This window comes from Dyella kyungheensis, assembly GCF_049913195.1.
GTDB classification, from domain to species: domain Bacteria; phylum Pseudomonadota; class Gammaproteobacteria; order Xanthomonadales; family Rhodanobacteraceae; genus Dyella; species Dyella kyungheensis.
In genome coordinates this window covers 2,920,110-2,936,370 of the sequence record NZ_CP183983.1, presented here as the reverse complement: position 1 = coordinate 2,936,370, position 16,261 = coordinate 2,920,110, and the positions used below count along the sequence as shown (strand labels likewise).

Below are 16,261 nucleotides of genomic sequence, written 5' to 3'. Positions count from 1 at the left end.
GCATGCCCGTCGCCGTCAACGATATTTCTTCCGCAATCGCCCATCTTGAGTGCGACTGGGAGTTGACGCGGCCGCTCATGATCGGCACCCGTGCGATGCGCGAGTGCGGCAAGCGGCATTTGCCGCAGTGGCCAGCCGAAGAGGAGGAGTCGTACAAGGCTCGGCTGTGCACTGCCACGCTGTTCCCTGCGTACCGCCGCACGGTGGGAGTCATGGGCGGCAAGCCGTTCTCGAAACCGGCGACGGTGACGGGGCTGAGCGAAGCTGACATGAAGGAATGGCAGCCCTGGATCGATGACATCGATCGCCAGGGTGTCAGCCTGCATGTATTCGCTGCCGAGATGATGAACGAGATCCTGGCTCAAGGTCTTGCCGGTATCTACGTCGATGTGCCGCGTGTGCCTGCTTCGGCAAAGCTGGCCTCCGGTGCGACCACGCGCCAGGCAGAGCGCGCCGCCGGCGTGCGGCCGTACTTCGTGCGTGTCATGCACAACCAGATTCTTGGCTGGAAGGTCAACGCCGACGGCCAGCTCGTCATGCTCCGCTTCCGTGAGGAAGTCGAGGTCGACGACGGCGACTATGGCACGCGCTGCGTGAGGCGGATCCGCGTGCTGACGCCTGGCGCCTTCGAGTTGTGGGAGCAGCAGGGCGGCGACGGTGAGTTCGTGAAAGTGGACGAGGGCACAACCTCGCTCCAGAAGATTCCCTACGTGCCGCTCTATGGGCGGCGCAAGCGTTACATGGTCGGCACGCCGCCACTGATCGATCTGGCGTACTTGAACGTCAAGCATTGGCAGTCGCAGTCGGATCAGGACACGATCCTGCATGCCGCTCGCGTGCCGATTCTGGCGGTCATCGGTGCCGACGACGAAACGAAGCTTGTTGTTGGAGCATCCTCGGCCGTCAGGTTGCCGGCCCAAGCGGAGTTGAAGTGGGTCGAGCACACCGGCCAGTCGATCAAGGCTGGTTCCGACTCGCTGGACGCGCTGGAACAGCAGATGATTCAGGCTGGCGCCGAGTTGCTGGTCAAGAAGCCCGGCACGCGCACCGCCACGGAGTCGTCCAACGACGCCGAGGGCAACAAGTGCGAGCTGCAGCGCATCACTGAGGACTTCGAGGACTCGCTCGACCAGGCGCTGATGTTCGCCGGCGAGTACGTCGGCATGACCGCGCCGCGCGTCACGTTGTTCAAGGACTTCGGTGCGGCCACGATGGGCGAGGCCAGTGCGGCGCTGATCAAGGACGCACATCTTGCCGGCGTGATCACGGGCGAAACGGCGATCAAGGAGCTGCAGCGCCGCGGCGTGCTCAGCGAAGACATCGATCCCGCCGAGGAGGCCGCGGCTGCCGAGTCGGAAGTGGCTGCGCTCAAGCCGCCGACGCTCGGCGCCGGTGCAGAGTTGAATGACAACGGTTAATCAAGGCCTGCAGGACTGGGCCATCGATCACGAGCACGACCTGCGGCGGTTCGCCAACGGGGTTGTGCAACGGATCATCGCGGTGCTGAACAGGACGGACGCGCGCCTGACCGCGCAGCTCGGCGAGGCGCTTCTTCGCCTGGATCGCGAGAGTTTCACGGTCGAGCGGCTCAATACCCTGATCGAGTCGGTGCGATCGCTCAACCAGCAGGCCTACGTGGCGATCCTGGTCGACCTGCAGTCGGAGATGAAAGACCTGGCCGGCGTGGAATCGACAGCGCAGGCGAGTGGCATGCGTGCGGCGCTGCCGGCGCAGGTGCTGACCAAGTTTCCGGTCGCAGCGGTGAGTGCCGATCAGGTCTATGCGGCGGCGGTGTCTCGGCCGTTCCAGGGCCGGCTGCTCCGCGACTGGGCATCGAACCTCGAAGCCTCGCGATTGAACGCGATCCGCAATGCGGTGCGTGCCGGGTTCGTGGAAGGCAAGACGACATCGGACATCATCAAGTCGATCCGCGGCTCGCGGGCGATGAACTACCGGGATGGCATCCTGGAACGACCGCGGCGCGAGCTGGCTGCTGTCGTGCAGACCGCCCTGAGCCATACGGCGCAGACGGCGCGGCAGTCCATGATGGACGCCAATGCCGACCTGGTGAAGGCGGTAGAGTGGGTCTCCACCCTGGACACGCGGACATCGCCGATGTGCCGCATCCGTGATGGACTGCGTTACACGGCTGATACACACAAGCCGATTGGGCATTCGATCCCTTGGGGCGAAGGTCCCGGCCGGCTGCACTTCAACTGCCGCTCGGTATCGGTGCCGGTGTTGAAGTCCTGGCGCGAGCTGGGCATCGACGCCGACGAGATGCCGGCCGGTGCGCGCGCTTCGATGGACGGCCAGGTTCCGGCGGATCAGACCTATGCGCAGTGGTTCGCCAAACAGCCTGCGGCGCGTCAGGACGAGATTCTCGGTCCCGAGCGCGCCAAGATGTACCGATCCGGCAACGTCTCGTTCGGCCAGTTCTATAACGACAAGGGGCAGTTTCTGACGCTGAGCAAGCTCTCAGCTCGATCAGGCGCCTGAGGTAGAATCTGGCCATGAAGGCGAGCGAACTGATCAAGCAACTCCAGGCCATGATCGACGAACATGGCGACCGGGACGTTTTCACATGGCTCGGTGACGAGTCGTATGGCAAGGTCTGCGGCGTAAACCAGTTCGACGAACCGCCGGGTAAGCGCGACGATGCCTTCCAGGTGGGCGATTTCTACCTGTAGGTTGATTCCGATACGCTGCTTGACACCGCTTTACACACCGGCTCATCCTGATCCACATGCCAAAATTACGCATCATCCATGGAACGCCGCCGCCGGACACTCCGGTCGAGCGCGTACGCCAGAAGATGCGCAAGAGCCGGATACAGGCCATTCCTTCCTGTAGCAGCTGCGGCGGTCACGAATACGTCACCGCGCGCACCGGCAACATCACAACGAAGCTCTGCCTGACCTGCCTCATGCAGGGCAGGCGGCGCGAGATGGACACGCCGATCTAGCTCAACTGGCAGAGCACGCTCCTTGTAAGTGTGAGGTTGCAGGTTCGACTCCTGCGATCGGCTCCAGCTTTTCAGGAAGGTTCCGGGCAGTGGTGCCCAATCCGGTTCGAACCCGGAGGCTACCGAGAGGTAGGGTGTTCGACTCATCAACCTTCCGCCACTCAAACCAAACCCCGCTCCGGCGGGGTTTTTTATTGCCCAAACGGCGGATGCCGTCGGGCGCAGTGACCCGGATGGGTCGTTCAAGCCGGATGGCTAAGGAAATACCCCACCATGAAACTCAAGCTTGATGAGCAAGGTCACGTCGTTGTCCAGGACGGCAAGCCCGTCTATGTATCGGACGACGGCAAAGAAGTCGCCTTCGATGCACCGGGCACGGTCGCCACGATCTCCCGCCTCAATGGTGAGGCGAAGAGTCACCGCGAGCGAGCCGAGGCCGCCGAGGGCAAGCTGAAGCCCTTCGAGGCCATCACCGACCCCGGTGCTGCGCTCAAGGCACTCGAAACCGTCGCCAATCTCGACGCCAAGAAGCTGGTGGATGCCGGCGAGATCGAGAAGGTGAAGGGCGAGATCAGCAAGGCGTTCGAGACCCGACTCAGCGAGTCCGACAACCGCGCCAAGACCCTGGAACAGCAGCTCCACGCCGAGAAGATCGGCGGCAGCTTTTCGCGTTCCAAGTTCATCACCGAGAAAGCGGCCATCCCGGCTGACCTCGTACAGGCGCGCTTCGGTTCGGCCTTCTCCCTCGAAGACGGCAAGGTCGTCGCCAAGGACGCGAACGGGAACAAGCTGTACTCCCGCGCGAACCCGGGCGAACTCGCTGGCTTCGATGAAGCGCTGGAACTGCTCGTCGAGCAGTACCCGTATCGGGACCAGATCCTGAAGGGCAGCGGAGCGAGCGGCTCGGGCGCAGGCCAGGGCGGTGGCAATGGTGGCGGCAGCAAGACGATCAATCGGAAGGCCTTCGACGCGCTCGATCCCAGTGCTCGCATCGAGCACATGAAGGGCGGCGGCGTCGTTACCGACTAACACCCATCCCACCGAGGAAACACACGCATGAGCAATACCCTGACGGGGATCATCCCCACCCTGTACGAAGCTCTCAACGTTGTCTCGCGCGAGATGGTGGGCTTCATTCCCGCCGTCCGTTCGGACAGCAATGCCGAGCGCGCCGCCGTCGGCCAGACCGTTCGTGTGCCGCTTGGCGTGTCGGGCGACCTGGAAGACATTGTGGCCGGCCAGCAGCCCGCCAACTCCGGCAGCACGACCGTCGGCTATACCGACATCACGATCACCAAGTCCAAGGCCGCGCCGGTCCTGTGGAACGGTGAGGAGCAGCGCGCTGTTGGCTCGACGGGCACCTACAACCAGGTGCTGGCCGACCAGTTCACCGATGCCATGCGCAAGCTGGTGAACGCGATCGAGCTTGACCTGTCCGCCGCGGCCACTGCGGGTGCGTCCCGAGCCTACGGCACCGCCGGCACCGCGCCGTTCGGTACGGCGGGCGACCTGTCGGACTTCGCCGGCGTCGCTCAGATCCTGGACGACAACGGTTCGCCGTTGGTGGATCGCCAGCTCGTGCTTGGTTCGGCGGCCATGGCCAATCTTCGCGGCAAGCAGTCGGTGCTGTTCAAGGTCAATGAAGCCGGCTCGAGCGACATGCTGCGCAACGGCCTGACGGATCGCGTGCAGAACTTCGCCCTGCGTTACTCCGCCGGCATCGCCCAGCACGTGAAGGGCACCGGTGCGAGCTACGTCACCAGCGGCAGCACGGCGGTCGGTGCCACGGGCATCACGCTGGCGACCGGCTCCGGCACAGTTCTGGCCGGCGACGTGGTGACGTTTGCCGCGGACACCGCCAACAAGTACGTGGTCGGCACCGGTGTGGCAGCTCCTGGTGCGATCGCCCTGAACTACCCGGGCGCTCGCATCGTCATCCCGACCGCCAATGCGCTGACGATCGGCAATAGCTACATCCCGAACGTCGCGTTCTCGCGCAGCGCCATTGTGCTGGCTGCACGTGCTCCGGCTGTGCCTGACGGCGGCGACTCGGCCGACGACGCCATGACCATCACCGATCCGGTGAGCGGCCTGACGTTCGAAATCCGCGTGTACCGCCAGTACCGCCAGGTGAAGTACGAAGTGGCCCTTGCTTGGGGCTGTGCGGCGATCAAATCGTCGCATATCGCGCTTCTGATGGGCTGATCGACCTGATGACCGGGGCTTTCGGGCCCCGGTCGTTTCCTCCCTCAAAAGGAACGAGCAATGTCCGACGAAACCGAACTGCCGCCCATCGATACGGAAAACGACGGCGAGAACGAGCCGGAGGTCGAGAAGGCTCCCGCGCCGACGCCGACGCCGGCTCCGCGTGGCGCGAAGAAATACGAAGGCCTGGTCCTGCTGGTCAAGGACGGCCACAAGCTGCATGTCCATCCGAACCATGTGGATGAGCACGCCAGTTTGGGCTGGAAGAAGCCCGAAGCATGAGCCTGCTAGTCGAGGACGGCTCGGGCGTCGCCGGCGCGGAGGCCTACATCTCGGTTGCCGATGCGGATGCGTATTTCGCTGCGCGCGGCAATGCGGATTGGGCTGACCTCGACACCACAGCCAAGGAAGCAGCCCTGCGTAAGGGTTGTGACTACATGGAAGGCGTCTACACGTGGAAGGGCATGCGGGCCACGAAGACGCAGACCCTCAGCTGGCCGCGCAAGTGCGTCGTCGTGGATCGCGTTCACGTGCCGAGCGACAGGGTGCCCCTGGCGATTGCCAGGGCCAATGCCGAACTGGCTGTCCGCGCATCCGCCGGCGATCTGTCTGCGGACGAGGGCTCGCAGGTCACGCGCGAGACCGTCGGGCCTATCACGGTCGAGTATGCCCAGGGCGCGCGCCAGAATCCGCGCTACGCCGCGGTCGACGCCATGCTGTCGTCGTACACGCTCGGCGGCGGCCAGATTGCGGTGGTGAGGTGCTGACATGGCAAGCGTGAAGCTGGTCAAACGAAAGGCGGGCGGCTACGACACCTATATCGATGGCCACAAGATTGATGGTGTGCTGTCGGTGAAGCTGAGCGAGCCGCGCGTGAACGAGATACTGACGCTGGACGTCGTTCTCAGCTTAGATCAGTTCGAGATTACTGACGAAGAGCAAACGGCGTGACCGCCTTCGACTACCCGAACACTGCAGCCACGGCCACGCGGCTTCTGAAGCGCTTTGGCGCCGCGTGCACGATCATGCGCGAGTCAGGCACGGCATACGACTCGACGAGCGGCACAGTCGTGCCGAACTACGACAGCCTGCCGTCGACTGCCGTCGTCATCGCCATGCCGCAGAGGTACATCGACAACACCCTGATCTTGCAGGGCGACCAGCAGGCGTTTTGCGCGCCGGACGTAGAACCCAAGCAGGGCGATCAGTTCGTGTGGCAGGGCAAGACATTCAGCGTGATCAGCGTCAAGCCTGTGTCGCCCGCTGGCGTGCCGGTCCTGTTCGAGGCTCAACTCCGTGGCTGAGTCGTTCACGCTGTCGCTACAGGCGTTCGCCAAGAAGGCGCCGGAGCAGGCGCGGCAGGTCGTGCGGAAGGTGTCGATCGACATCCTCAGCTCGGTCGTGCAACGCTCGCCTGTTGGCAACCCTGATCTGTGGGCGCACAAGCCGCCGGCGGGATACTCGGGCGGCCGATTCCGTGCGAACTGGAACGTCTCGCTCGTCGATCCCGACACCACGACGACCGACGACATCGACCAGAGCGGATCGACAACCGTTGATCGCGGCTCGGCAGTCATCGGCGGTGCTGATGGCGTCAAGGACATTTGCATCACCAACTCGCTGCCTTATGCGATCCCCATCGAGATGGGGCATTCGGGCGTGCAGGCGCCGCAGGGCGTGGTCCGCGTGACGGTGGCCGAGTTCCAACAGTACGTCAACCGAGCCGCGGCCGAGGCAAACAGTGAGCAATAAGCTTTGCCGACGCGCTATCGAGACGCAGCTCTCGGCGTGGGCCGCCGCGCGCGCACCGGCGCTGCAGGTCGCCTTCGAGAATGTGCCGTTCACGCCGCCGGCTGGTGCGTACCTACGCGGCTTCTTGCTGCCGGCCAGGACATCGAGCCAAGACCTTGCCGGCGCCCATCGCGAATACAGCGGTGTCTACCAGGTGAGCGTCGTCGCGCCGCTAAATGCGGGCCCGGGCGCGGCTGAAGGAATCGCCGACGAACTCGCGACACTCTTTCCGCTCAACCAGCGCATTGCCGTCCCTGGCCTGACGCTGCAAATCGTCACTCCTGTCACTGCCGCGCAGGGCGCGCCGGACAGCGTGAGTTTCATCGTGCCGGTCTCATTCGAGTACCGCGCCGACACCATTTAAAGCCTCGCCAAGCCCCGTCGTGAGACGCCGCTGACGCGAGCACCTATTCCAGCCTGTGCACAGGCTGGAACCGACTGTCGTGAGACAGCCGTTCCGCATCGCCGCGAGGCGACGCATCCCTTCTAGAAGGACACGTCCATGTCTGTTTCGCTCCCCAACGGCGCGCTGGTGGCGATTGCCAGCGGCTATGCAACGCCCAAGACCGTCAGCGACATCTCGAACGCCAATCCCGGCGTGGCGAGCTGCACTGGCAACGGCTACACCAACGGCGATTTCGTCGAAGTTACCAGCGGCTGGTCGCGCCTGACCGACAAGGTTGTGCGTGTCGCCGCGGCGGCCACCGATGCCTTCTCGCTTGAGGGTATCGATTCCACGCTGACGAGCATCTACCCGGATGGCGGCGGTGCGGGGTCGGTGCGCAAGATCACCGGCTGGACCCAGTTGTCCCAGATCCTGACCTCGGCCTCCGACGGCGGCGACCAGCAGTTCCTGACCTACCAGTTCCTGGAGGGCGATGCACAGAAGCGCATCCCGACCTTCAAGAACGCGGCCGGCTTGACCTTCAGCGTTGCGGACGACCCGGATCAGCCCGGCTATCAGTTGGCGAGCACGGCCAACGACGACCGCCTGCCGCGCGCCGTGAAGATCACGCTGCCGAATGGCGCCGTGCTGCTCTACAACGCGTACATCTCGCTCAACAAGACGCCCAGCCTGACCGTCAACGAGATCATGGCCTGCCAGGTCACGCTGTCGCTGCTGGCTGAGCCGGTGCGCTACGCCTCGTAAGCAACACCACAAGCAGTTACCCCTCAGCCCCTGGTCGCTCCAGGGGCTTCTTTTTTTCGACTTCAGGGAATATCCCATGGCAAAGCTCAAGCTGACCGCGGAACCGACGTTCACCGCCCCGGTTGAAATACCTGTTGCCGGCAAAGATCCGGTGAAGGTGAGTTTCACTTTCCGACATCGAACGAAGGACGAGCTCGCTGACTGGCTCAAGCAGAAGTTCGAGACGGACGAGCTCGCAATTCTCGAGTGCGCGACCGGTTGGGAACTGGACGACGAATTCAATGCCGAGAACGTTGCGCTTCTCTGCCAGAGCTATATCGCCGCGACGGGCTCAATCATCTCGGCCTACATCACCGAGCTGCGCGGCGCACGCGCAAAAAACTGACGCGCGTCGCCCGGGCGATCTACGAGAAGCCGCCAAACCCCGCCGAACTGGCGGCACTGGGACTTCTCGCCTCTGACCTGGACGACGCGGCCGTCGAAATTTGGCCGGACAACCTGCACGCAACGAACGTCCTCATCGCCATGTTCACGCAATGGCGCACCGGCATGGGCGGACCCACCGGACTTGATTACGCAGCGCTCCCGGCCGTCATGCGGCTGAGCGCGGTGCCGCGCGCCGAGTGGCCTGACACGTTTGAAAGTTTGCGAGTGATGGAGGCCGAAGCCATGAAGGTCATGGGAGAGCAAAATGCCTGATTTGGCTTCTCTAGGGATCAAAGTCACTACCGACGGCGTGCAGCAGGCGCAGTCCGATCTGGACAAGCTTGCTGCGTCCGGCGACAAGGCCGCGACGTCGACCGACAAGCTGGCGAAGTCGTCGGCCAATGCCTCCAAGGCCTACGACGGCGCCACCTATCGCCAGCAGACGGCCGACCTCGCGAAGCTTGCCGGCCAGATCGATCCGACGATCGCCAAACTGGACCAACTCGACAAGCAGCAGGCGAAGCTAACCCAGTTCAAGAAGTCCGGCATGATCAGTGCCGACGACTTTTCCGCGCTCAACGGCGCCATCGATGCGGCGCGCGCCAAGATTGCCGGCGTTAGCGACGAGACCGCGCACTTCACGCTGAACAACGCCAACGCACGTCGCGAACTCGGCCTCATGGCCAAGGACATCGCGACGGGGCAATGGGGCCGACTGTCGCAGTCGTTTACCACGCTGCTGAGCCAGTCGGGTGCCCTCGGCACGCTATTCAGCGGCATCGGCGTGGCGATCCTTGGCGCAACGGCCGAGGTCGGCGCCTTCGTGATTGCCGCGAATTCGGCGGCCGAGACCACGAACAAGTTCAACGCCGCGCTGGCCCAGACCGGCGACAACATCGGCATCTCTGCCGAGGGCATGTCCAAGTTCGCCAGTCAGGTCGCTGGCAACAATGCCAATATCGGCAAGGCCAATGATGTCCTGATCGCACTTGCCAAGAACGGCAAGGTCACAGGCGAGACATTCCTGTCGCTCGGTCAGGCCGCGCTGGACATGTCCAAGCTCACCGGCGCGAGTGCCGACGATGCGGCGAAGTCCGTCACCCAGATGTTCGATGGCACGGCATCCAGCGCCGCCAAGGCCAACGAGCAGTACCACTTCCTGACGCTTGAGCTGTACGAGCAGATCGACGCACTGGAGAAGGAGGGTGATGCTCAGGGCGCTGTGCTGGTAGCGGCCAATGCCTTCCATGACGCTGTATCGCCGCGCCTGGATGACATGAAGGAGAAAGTCGGCGGCATTGCCGGCGCGTGGGATTCGGTCAAGGCAGCATTTCAGGGGTTCGCCCAGACCTTCAAGAACGGCGCGGCGCTGATAGCCGGCACCGCCGATATCCAGACCCAGATCTATGCGCTCCAGGGCAAGAAGCAGGCCGCATCGACTGGCGATTACAACGGGTTCGGCACCACGCTAAACACGTTCCTCGGCGCCGGGTTGGTCGACAAGATCCCCGGAGCCAAGCAGTCCTTCTCGACCGACGATCAGGCCGAACTGGATCGTCTCCAGAAGCAGCTGGCCGACGCCAACGCCAAGGCCGACCAGAACGCCCAGAACCAGCAGGTCCAGCAGGCCGGCATCACCGGGCAGTCGCTGCTCGACAAATACACCAAGCAGTACGAGACGGACGAGCAGAAGCGCGAAGATGCGCTGATCTCGATCCACAACGCCGCGAACAAGGCCATCGGCGCCGCGCTGGCGAAGGGCGACACCGATCTCGTCAACAAGATCATGGCGCAGGAGGCTGAGGCCGACGCCAATGCGCGTGCCTCGTTCGCAAAGAAGCACACTGGCACGAAAGCCGACCCCATGGCTTCGCTCAACAGCCTCACGGCCAAGGCGATCACCCAAGACTCTCTCTCGAGCGACGACGACACCGCGCAGAACAAGCTGCTCAAGGAGCAGGTCAACCAGTTGCAGGCCATTACCGACGCAGGCGCCAAGGCCATCGAGAAGGGCGCTGATATGGCGAAGGTCCAGGCTGAGGTGGCCACCGCTGTCGCGGCGACCAACGACTATTTCTCGAAGCAGGCCGACATCCTAACGCAGAAGGATGTCGCGGCCATGGCCGCATACACCGCCGCCCTGGACAAGCAGAACGACGCTCTGCAGCGTCAGATGGACGCTCAGGTGGCGCAGGTGAGCATGGGCGACAAGGAGTACGCCCAGCAGCAGAAGATCAACGACCTCTACGTCAAGAGCGCCGACACGATCCAGAAGCTTCAGGCCCAGCGCAGCGCGCCGGGCGCTAACACGAACCTGATTGACCAACAGATCGCCGCGGTGCAGGCCAACACCGACAAGCAGGTCCAGATCGTCCGCGACGGCTACACGCAGATGGATGCCGCTCAGTCCGACTGGATGAATGGCGCCAAGAAGGCCTATGCAAACTATGCGGACAATGCCAGCAATATCGCCAGCCAGGTCCAGGGCGTGTTCACGGACGCCTTCAACGGTCTGGCCGATGACTTCGCCACGTTCGCTACGACGGGCAAGGCGAAATTCAAGGACCTTGCCACATCGATCATCGCGGACCTCATACGCATCGATACGCGAATTGCGATCTCGAAGGCGCTTCAGTCGATGTTTGGCGGCGGACAGACGAGCACCATGTCGGATGATCAGTCGTCACAGCTAGCCAGTGGCGCGATGACGTTCATCGATTCTGTCATTGCAAGCGCGAAGGGTAACGTCTTTACATCGGCGGGACTGTCCGCGTACTCGGGGACCATCGTCGACCGACCAACTATGTTCGCGTTTGCCAGCGGCGCCGGGCTGATGGGTGAAGCCGGGCCCGAAGCCATCCTGCCGCTCCAAAGAGGCTCCGACGGCAAGCTCGGCGTCACCGTAAGAGCGCCTACGTCGGCTGCAAAGAACGGTCCCGTTGCGATTAATCAGACCATCGTCGTGCAGGGTCGCATGGATCGCCGCACAACCCAACAGATCGCCACACAGAGCGCGCGCGAACAGCGAATCGCGCAATCGAGGAACGCATGAGCAACGGGTTCATCAACAAGCGTCTGTCGCTTAGCGTTGAGTCCGGCTTTGTGGGCGGTCCAGAGTGGAGCACCGATATTCAGTCGACCAGCGGTGGCCGCGAGAAGCGCAACCAGCTCTGGAAGTTCCCGAAGCATCACTACACGGCCAGTCTTACCGTCTTCACGCCAGCGAACATCCTTGAGCTTCGTTCGCTGTTTTACGCCTGCGCCGGCCAATGGGGTGCATTCCGCTTCCGCGATGTGATGGATTTCACGTCTGTCAAGGAAACGTTGGCCGTGGCAGTCGGAACGCAAACTCCGGTCCAGCTCATCAAGACCTATGCGTTTGGCGATCAGTCCTTCTCGAGGCAAATACAAGCGCCTGTCGATGGAAGCGTGACAATCCTTGACGCTGATGGGCTGACGCCGATCGCCGGAACGCTTGACGTTATGACGGGTCTGTTCACGCCGACCGCAAATTGGCCGCATTCCGCTGCCGCGTGGACTGGCCAGTTCGACGTCTGGGTACGCTTCGCTTCGGACTACGGCGCGCTCACCGCGGTGACGCTGAACGCAATGACATCCGACATTGAGCTTCTTGAGGTGCTTGTCTAATGGCAGGTCGCACTATTTCCGTTGCTCTTTCCGATCACCTTAAGCAAGGCGCGACCACAACGTGCTTTTTGCTCAAGATAACTCCGGCGAGGTCGGGGGCTCCCATTTTTGGGATTACAACGCTCGACGCGGATGTTACTTACGACGACGGCGGCGGACCATTGGTATACCGCGCAAAGCGCGGCTACACCGCCTTCGACGTGCAGACGGCTAGCGATCTGTCCGTAGACAATTCCGAGGCATCTGGTTTGCTTGCGGAGTATCCAGCGGATGGCATGACTTCGTCAGGCATAGCTCAAGGCCTATACGACTCGGCTCGCTTCGTCCAGTACCTGGTGAATTATAGCGACCTGACCATGGGTCACATGATCATCAATGCGGGACAGGTCGGTCAGGTGAGCAATATCGATGACCTAACGGTCAAGATTGAATTGAGATCGCTAACGCAAATATTGAAGCAAAATTCTATGATCGAGTTGACGTCGATCACGTGCAGAGCAGCGTTTGGAGATTCTCGCTGCAAGATGCCATTGCGATGGTATGGCAGTGCTGTGGCGACGGTTGGGGCGGAATCCGATCGCGTGTTCAGTCTGACGGTCAAGCCGGGCGGCGGAAGTGCTAGCGGTGGATCGACAGGGCCAGTCAGTGACGTTCTATTTGGCCAAGGCGATGGATCGACCACGACATTCCAACTGCTCGACACGGCCGGCGATCCATTGACTAGCGGGTTCACCGTGACGGATATCCGCGTCAATGGGGATGTTGCGCCAGGCGCAACTGTTGGAGCAACCGGGTTGGTCACTTTCGGTACAGCGCCTGGAAGTGGCGCCTCTCTCTCATGGGATGGGACTGTGACGTTGTTCCCGGATGGATACTTCTCGCCGGGCGTCGTGCGATGGCTAACGGGGCTCAATGCCGGAGCAGAGAACGAGGTTGAATCCTACGATTCGTCCACTGGAACAGTCACGCTGTCGATTCCAACCAACGACACCATTTCACAAGACGACGAGCTTGAGATGCGACGCGATTGCGACTATTCGAAGGCCATGTGTCGCGATGTCTACCAGAACTTGCTGAATATGCGAGCTGAGCCCGAGCTGCCTCGTGCGGATGGAGCTGACCTCATGTCGCCACAGACAGCCGCGCCGAGCAGCTGATGAACGATCGGCAGATAGAAACCATGCTGGCCGAGGCGCGCAGCTATGTTGCGGCTAAGGTGAGGTTTAGGCATCAAGGGCGATCGCGTAACGGAGTGGACTGTGCCGGGCTTGTATTCGTCTCACTGAGTGCTGCAGGTCGACCACCCATAGACATGCAATCTTATGGGCGCGAGCCGCTTGGCGGCCGCCTACGAGCTCACCTTGCGCTCAATTTCGAGCCTGTGGCGAAGGAATTCATGGCGCCCGGCGACGTAGTTCTCATGCGATTCCGCGGCGAGCCTTGCCATGTAGCCATCGTTGGGGACTATACCTATGGCGGCCTCTCCTTGATCCATTCCTACGCGCAAGTGAAAAAGTGCGTTGAACACCGGATCGACGACGAATGGAATAGCTACATCGTGGAGGTCTTCCGACCATGAGCGGCCAACAAATTGGCAGCACCATTGGCCTTATTGTCGGATCGTATTTCGGCGGCCCCGTCGGCGGCGCCATTGGCAGCGCGATCGGCGGCTATATTGGCGGCGCCATTGATCCCACAATAGTCAAGGGTCCAAAGATTGGCGATGGTCAGACTCAGTCCTCTACGGACGGCCAGCCCATCGCCTGGATTCAAGGCACGGCTGCCGTAGCCGGAACCATCGTACAAGTGAGTACGCGTCGCCAAATTCGCCATAAAGACGGTGGAAAGGGCAGCGGAACAGTCCAGGAGACTTTTACCGCACAGCAAGACTTCGCCATCTTGATATGTGAGTCGTGCGAGGTTCGAGACAGTTCCATGGCTCAGGTTTGGATGGTCTATCAAGATGGAAAGCTGGTCTACGATGTTCGAGCCGGGTCCAGCATGCTTGAAGACTCCTATAAATGGGCTGCCAATGTTGACTTCCTTTATGGTGATGAGGATCAGCTCCCGCACCCAACGTTGGAGGCGATCTCTGGTGTAGGAAATACACCTTCCTATCGCGGCAGTTTAGTGGCTGTTTTCAAGAGCTTTGATGTCACATCGGCTGGAGATCGGATACCGCAATTCCAGTTTGTTGTCTCATCTTCGGGCAACGCCCCGGTATCCACGGATTACACTGACGTCTATACCTACAAGGTCGAAGATGTCGACACGTCGGACTACTCTTCACCTACATATGATGATTCATTGTGGCCTTCAGGCCATGGTGCGTTCGGTGATCAGGATCATTCCGGCATCACGATGAATACCTTCGTTCCGTCCGGACTGATCGGACGGACAATATGGATCCGCAAGAAGATTCCTGTGCCTCGCTCAGGTACGCTGACCATTAATACGGCGGCAGATGATGGCGCGTGGCTATGGGTTAACGGTGTTCTGTATCAGGAAGCCCTGGTTGGCGGCGGGGAGGTATCCATTGACCTTTCTACGCTCGTAAGCACCATAGCGACGGTTGTTTTAAAAGTTGTCGATTCCGTTCCGAGCGGGTTCCCCACTCACATATTTTCCGCAATGAAGATTTCCGTTACGGGAGCCCCGTCTTCGGCGCCAGCTGGAGAGGTGGCCTACCAGGACATCATTAGACAAATATGCTTGAGAGGCGGACTCAACGACACCGATTTCGATTTAACTAACCTTCCTGATCATTCTGTTGCTGGATATATGGTTGCGGTGCAGTCGGATGCCACCGATTGCTTGTCACCATTGTTGCAGACGTTCTTTTGCTTCGCGTCGGATTACAACGCCAAGCTGTATTTTCACCCATATGGTGATGACGCAACTGTCACGATCACGACAGACAACCTTCTTGAATCTCCGAATAGCGAGAATGATGGGTTATTCACTCGGACGCAGCGTAGCCAAGAAACCGAGTTCCCATTGCGCATGGTCGCGCAATATATAGATCCTGCACAGAACTATAAGGCCGTACAGGTAACCGCGCGCCGTCGTGCTTCAACAGTTAAAGCGATAGGTGATCAACAATTTCAGATTCCAGTGGCCATATCGGCTTCCGATGCCGCTCAGGCTGTAGACAAGGCGTTGAAAGTTGCTTATGCCAAGCTTCAGGGTACGGTTGAGTTTACTGTTCCATTTGCGGATGCAGACTGCTACATCGCGTTGCCAACAGGCTTTCCTCTGATCTTTGAATCCAACCGCTACACAATCAATCAGATGACGATTTCCCAGTCGTCGCTCAATCTGACGCTTAGCTATGATCGACAGAGTTCATTTACTTCCAATGTTCAGCCCATTCTAGGCAACGCGCCTATGCCGGCTGCATCGCGTTATAGCGGACCGACAAAGCTTTTGGCAATGAATCTGCCTGCACAACGGCCACAGGATAGCGTTGGTGTCTACTTAGCTGCGGGCAGCGCGAATGGAAGTTCGAGTTGGGTTGGCTGTAACGTACAAGTTTCGTTGGACGGCCAATCCACTTGGCAACAAGCCATGCAGATTGTCATGGAATCAAATATCGGTACATTTACGTCGGCCGAGCCGTCTGGCGGCGACCCGCTCTCGATAACGACGCTAAAGTTTGATCTGGAGAGTGCTACGCCTGCTCAGCTAGCTTCGGGAGCGAATGCCTTTGCCGTCATTCTTCCCGACGGGACGACGCAAATTGGGCAGTTCACAAACGCTACAGAGATATCCGCGCGGAATTTCGCCGTGTCGACCATCGCGCGCGGCCTTGGTGGCGTGCCTAGCTTTACGATTGCCGATGGCATGGATTTCACGCTTATGGACGCGGCGTACTTCTATCCGATTCCCGCGCAATGGGTAGGTCGATCGATCTTCTTCCGCGCCGTCGGGTTCGGAGAGAACGCTGGCGATGTCGACATTGTCGAAGTGGTTTATGGCGCTCTTACTTCGGTGCCTGGACGACCATTCACCACGGAAGACGGCGACAATCTAACGGCCGAAGATGGCCTCACCAACCTATTTACCGAGACTTGAGC

The 16,261-nt window shown here is 61.0% G+C and carries 19 protein-coding genes and 1 tRNA gene; all 20 read left to right on the top strand.

Annotated features, from left to right (window positions below):
- Positions 1-2: 2 nt before the first annotated feature.
- A complete protein-coding gene (locus ACN9MB_RS13085; protein WP_426269153.1) occupies positions 3-1,418 on the top strand; it encodes a DUF4055 domain-containing protein in 1,416 nt (471 codons plus the stop codon).
- Positions 1,405-2,499 (top strand): phage minor head protein, encoded by a 1,095-nt coding sequence (locus ACN9MB_RS13080; protein WP_426269152.1) that lies wholly within the window; start codon positions 1,405-1,407, stop codon positions 2,497-2,499. Before ACN9MB_RS13085 ends, ACN9MB_RS13080 begins: the two co-directional genes overlap by 14 nt.
- A 14-nt stretch (positions 2,500-2,513) precedes the next feature.
- Entirely contained in the window at positions 2,514-2,690 is a 177-nt protein-coding gene (locus tag ACN9MB_RS13075; RefSeq protein ID WP_426269151.1) for a hypothetical protein, read from the top strand.
- Between the two features lie 265 nt (positions 2,691-2,955).
- Positions 2,956-3,031 (top strand) — tRNA-Thr (locus tag ACN9MB_RS13070).
- Between the two features lie 207 nt (positions 3,032-3,238).
- Positions 3,239-3,994, top strand: coding sequence for a DUF6651 domain-containing protein (locus ACN9MB_RS13065; protein ID WP_426269150.1), 756 nt, complete (start codon positions 3,239-3,241; stop codon positions 3,992-3,994).
- 27 nt (positions 3,995-4,021) lie between these two features.
- Entirely contained in the window at positions 4,022-5,170 is a 1,149-nt protein-coding gene (locus tag ACN9MB_RS13060; protein ID WP_426269149.1) for a hypothetical protein, read from the top strand.
- A 60-nt stretch (positions 5,171-5,230) separates the two neighbouring features.
- Positions 5,231-5,452: a hypothetical protein gene (locus tag ACN9MB_RS13055; RefSeq protein ID WP_426269148.1), complete on the top strand. Its 222-nt coding sequence runs from the start codon at positions 5,231-5,233 to the stop codon at positions 5,450-5,452.
- The gene (locus tag ACN9MB_RS13050) at positions 5,449-5,937 is read left to right on the top strand and encodes a DnaT-like ssDNA-binding protein (RefSeq protein ID WP_426269147.1); all 489 of its coding nucleotides are present in this window, start codon (positions 5,449-5,451) and stop codon (positions 5,935-5,937) included. Before ACN9MB_RS13055 ends, ACN9MB_RS13050 begins: the two co-directional genes overlap by 4 nt.
- Before the next feature lies 1 nt (position 5,938).
- Positions 5,939-6,121, top strand: coding sequence for a hypothetical protein (locus ACN9MB_RS13045; RefSeq protein ID WP_426269146.1), 183 nt, complete (start codon positions 5,939-5,941; stop codon positions 6,119-6,121).
- The gene (locus ACN9MB_RS13040) at positions 6,118-6,474 is read left to right on the top strand and encodes a hypothetical protein (RefSeq protein WP_426269145.1); all 357 of its coding nucleotides are present in this window, start codon (positions 6,118-6,120) and stop codon (positions 6,472-6,474) included. The genes ACN9MB_RS13045 and ACN9MB_RS13040 overlap by 4 nt, the downstream gene beginning before the upstream one ends.
- Positions 6,467-6,922 carry a hypothetical protein gene (locus ACN9MB_RS13035; RefSeq protein WP_426269144.1) on the top strand — a complete coding sequence of 152 codons (456 nt, stop codon included), beginning with the start codon at positions 6,467-6,469 and terminating at the stop codon, positions 6,920-6,922. The genes ACN9MB_RS13040 and ACN9MB_RS13035 overlap by 8 nt, the downstream gene beginning before the upstream one ends.
- A complete protein-coding gene (locus ACN9MB_RS13030; protein WP_426269143.1) occupies positions 6,912-7,325 on the top strand; it encodes a phage tail terminator-like protein in 414 nt (137 codons plus the stop codon). Before ACN9MB_RS13035 ends, ACN9MB_RS13030 begins: the two co-directional genes overlap by 11 nt.
- A gap of 138 nt (positions 7,326-7,463) precedes the next feature.
- On the top strand, positions 7,464-8,111 hold the full coding sequence (locus tag ACN9MB_RS13025; protein WP_426269142.1) for a phage tail protein: 648 nt from the start codon (positions 7,464-7,466) through the stop codon (positions 8,109-8,111).
- A gap of 76 nt (positions 8,112-8,187) precedes the next feature.
- Positions 8,188-8,496 (top strand): phage tail assembly chaperone, encoded by a 309-nt coding sequence (locus ACN9MB_RS13020; protein ID WP_426269141.1) that lies wholly within the window; start codon positions 8,188-8,190, stop codon positions 8,494-8,496.
- Positions 8,388-8,810 (top strand): DUF1799 domain-containing protein, encoded by a 423-nt coding sequence (locus ACN9MB_RS13015; RefSeq protein ID WP_426271917.1) that lies wholly within the window; start codon positions 8,388-8,390, stop codon positions 8,808-8,810. Before ACN9MB_RS13020 ends, ACN9MB_RS13015 begins: the two co-directional genes overlap by 109 nt.
- Positions 8,803-11,589, top strand: coding sequence for a phage tail tape measure protein (locus ACN9MB_RS13010; protein WP_426269140.1), 2,787 nt, complete (start codon positions 8,803-8,805; stop codon positions 11,587-11,589). The genes ACN9MB_RS13015 and ACN9MB_RS13010 overlap by 8 nt, the downstream gene beginning before the upstream one ends.
- Complete coding sequence (locus tag ACN9MB_RS13005; RefSeq protein ID WP_426269139.1) at positions 11,586-12,185, top strand: DUF2460 domain-containing protein; 600 nt, start codon at positions 11,586-11,588, stop codon at positions 12,183-12,185. The genes ACN9MB_RS13010 and ACN9MB_RS13005 overlap by 4 nt, the downstream gene beginning before the upstream one ends.
- The gene (locus ACN9MB_RS13000; protein ID WP_426269138.1) at positions 12,185-13,342 is read left to right on the top strand and encodes a baseplate hub protein; all 1,158 of its coding nucleotides are present in this window, start codon (positions 12,185-12,187) and stop codon (positions 13,340-13,342) included. Before ACN9MB_RS13005 ends, ACN9MB_RS13000 begins: the two co-directional genes overlap by 1 nt.
- Positions 13,342-13,764, top strand: a complete 423-nt coding sequence (locus tag ACN9MB_RS12995; RefSeq protein ID WP_426269137.1) for an NlpC/P60 family protein — start codon at positions 13,342-13,344, stop codon at positions 13,762-13,764. The genes ACN9MB_RS13000 and ACN9MB_RS12995 overlap by 1 nt, the downstream gene beginning before the upstream one ends.
- Positions 13,761-16,259 carry a phage tail protein gene (locus tag ACN9MB_RS12990; RefSeq protein ID WP_426269136.1) on the top strand — a complete coding sequence of 833 codons (2,499 nt, stop codon included), beginning with the start codon at positions 13,761-13,763 and terminating at the stop codon, positions 16,257-16,259. Before ACN9MB_RS12995 ends, ACN9MB_RS12990 begins: the two co-directional genes overlap by 4 nt.
- Positions 16,260-16,261: the final 2 nt, after the last annotated feature.

Excerpts from the sequence above, each read along its gene's own strand:
- ACN9MB_RS13065 (WP_426269150.1), top strand. The coding sequence starts at position 3,239 with ATGAAACTCAAGCTTGATGAGCAAGGTCACGTCGTTGTCCAGGACGGC.
- ACN9MB_RS13085 (WP_426269153.1), top strand. The coding sequence starts at position 3 with ATGCCCGTCGCCGTCAACGATATTTCTTCCGCAATCGCCCATCTTGAG.
- ACN9MB_RS13080 (WP_426269152.1), top strand. The coding sequence starts at position 1,405 with ATGACAACGGTTAATCAAGGCCTGCAGGACTGGGCCATCGATCACGAG.
- ACN9MB_RS13020 (WP_426269141.1), top strand. The coding sequence starts at position 8,188 with ATGGCAAAGCTCAAGCTGACCGCGGAACCGACGTTCACCGCCCCGGTT.
- ACN9MB_RS13075 (WP_426269151.1), top strand. The coding sequence starts at position 2,514 with ATGAAGGCGAGCGAACTGATCAAGCAACTCCAGGCCATGATCGACGAA.
- ACN9MB_RS13000 (WP_426269138.1), top strand. The coding sequence starts at position 12,185 with ATGGCAGGTCGCACTATTTCCGTTGCTCTTTCCGATCACCTTAAGCAA.
- ACN9MB_RS13010 (WP_426269140.1), top strand. The coding sequence starts at position 8,803 with ATGCCTGATTTGGCTTCTCTAGGGATCAAAGTCACTACCGACGGCGTG.
- ACN9MB_RS13025 (WP_426269142.1), top strand. The coding sequence starts at position 7,464 with ATGTCTGTTTCGCTCCCCAACGGCGCGCTGGTGGCGATTGCCAGCGGC.
- ACN9MB_RS13005 (WP_426269139.1), top strand. The coding sequence starts at position 11,586 with ATGAGCAACGGGTTCATCAACAAGCGTCTGTCGCTTAGCGTTGAGTCC.
- ACN9MB_RS12995 (WP_426269137.1), top strand. The coding sequence starts at position 13,342 with ATGAACGATCGGCAGATAGAAACCATGCTGGCCGAGGCGCGCAGCTAT.
- ACN9MB_RS13050 (WP_426269147.1), top strand. The coding sequence starts at position 5,449 with ATGAGCCTGCTAGTCGAGGACGGCTCGGGCGTCGCCGGCGCGGAGGCC.
- ACN9MB_RS13060 (WP_426269149.1), top strand. The coding sequence starts at position 4,022 with ATGAGCAATACCCTGACGGGGATCATCCCCACCCTGTACGAAGCTCTC.
- ACN9MB_RS13055 (WP_426269148.1), top strand. The coding sequence starts at position 5,231 with ATGTCCGACGAAACCGAACTGCCGCCCATCGATACGGAAAACGACGGC.
- ACN9MB_RS12990 (WP_426269136.1), top strand. The coding sequence starts at position 13,761 with ATGAGCGGCCAACAAATTGGCAGCACCATTGGCCTTATTGTCGGATCG.
- ACN9MB_RS13045 (WP_426269146.1), top strand. The coding sequence starts at position 5,939 with ATGGCAAGCGTGAAGCTGGTCAAACGAAAGGCGGGCGGCTACGACACC.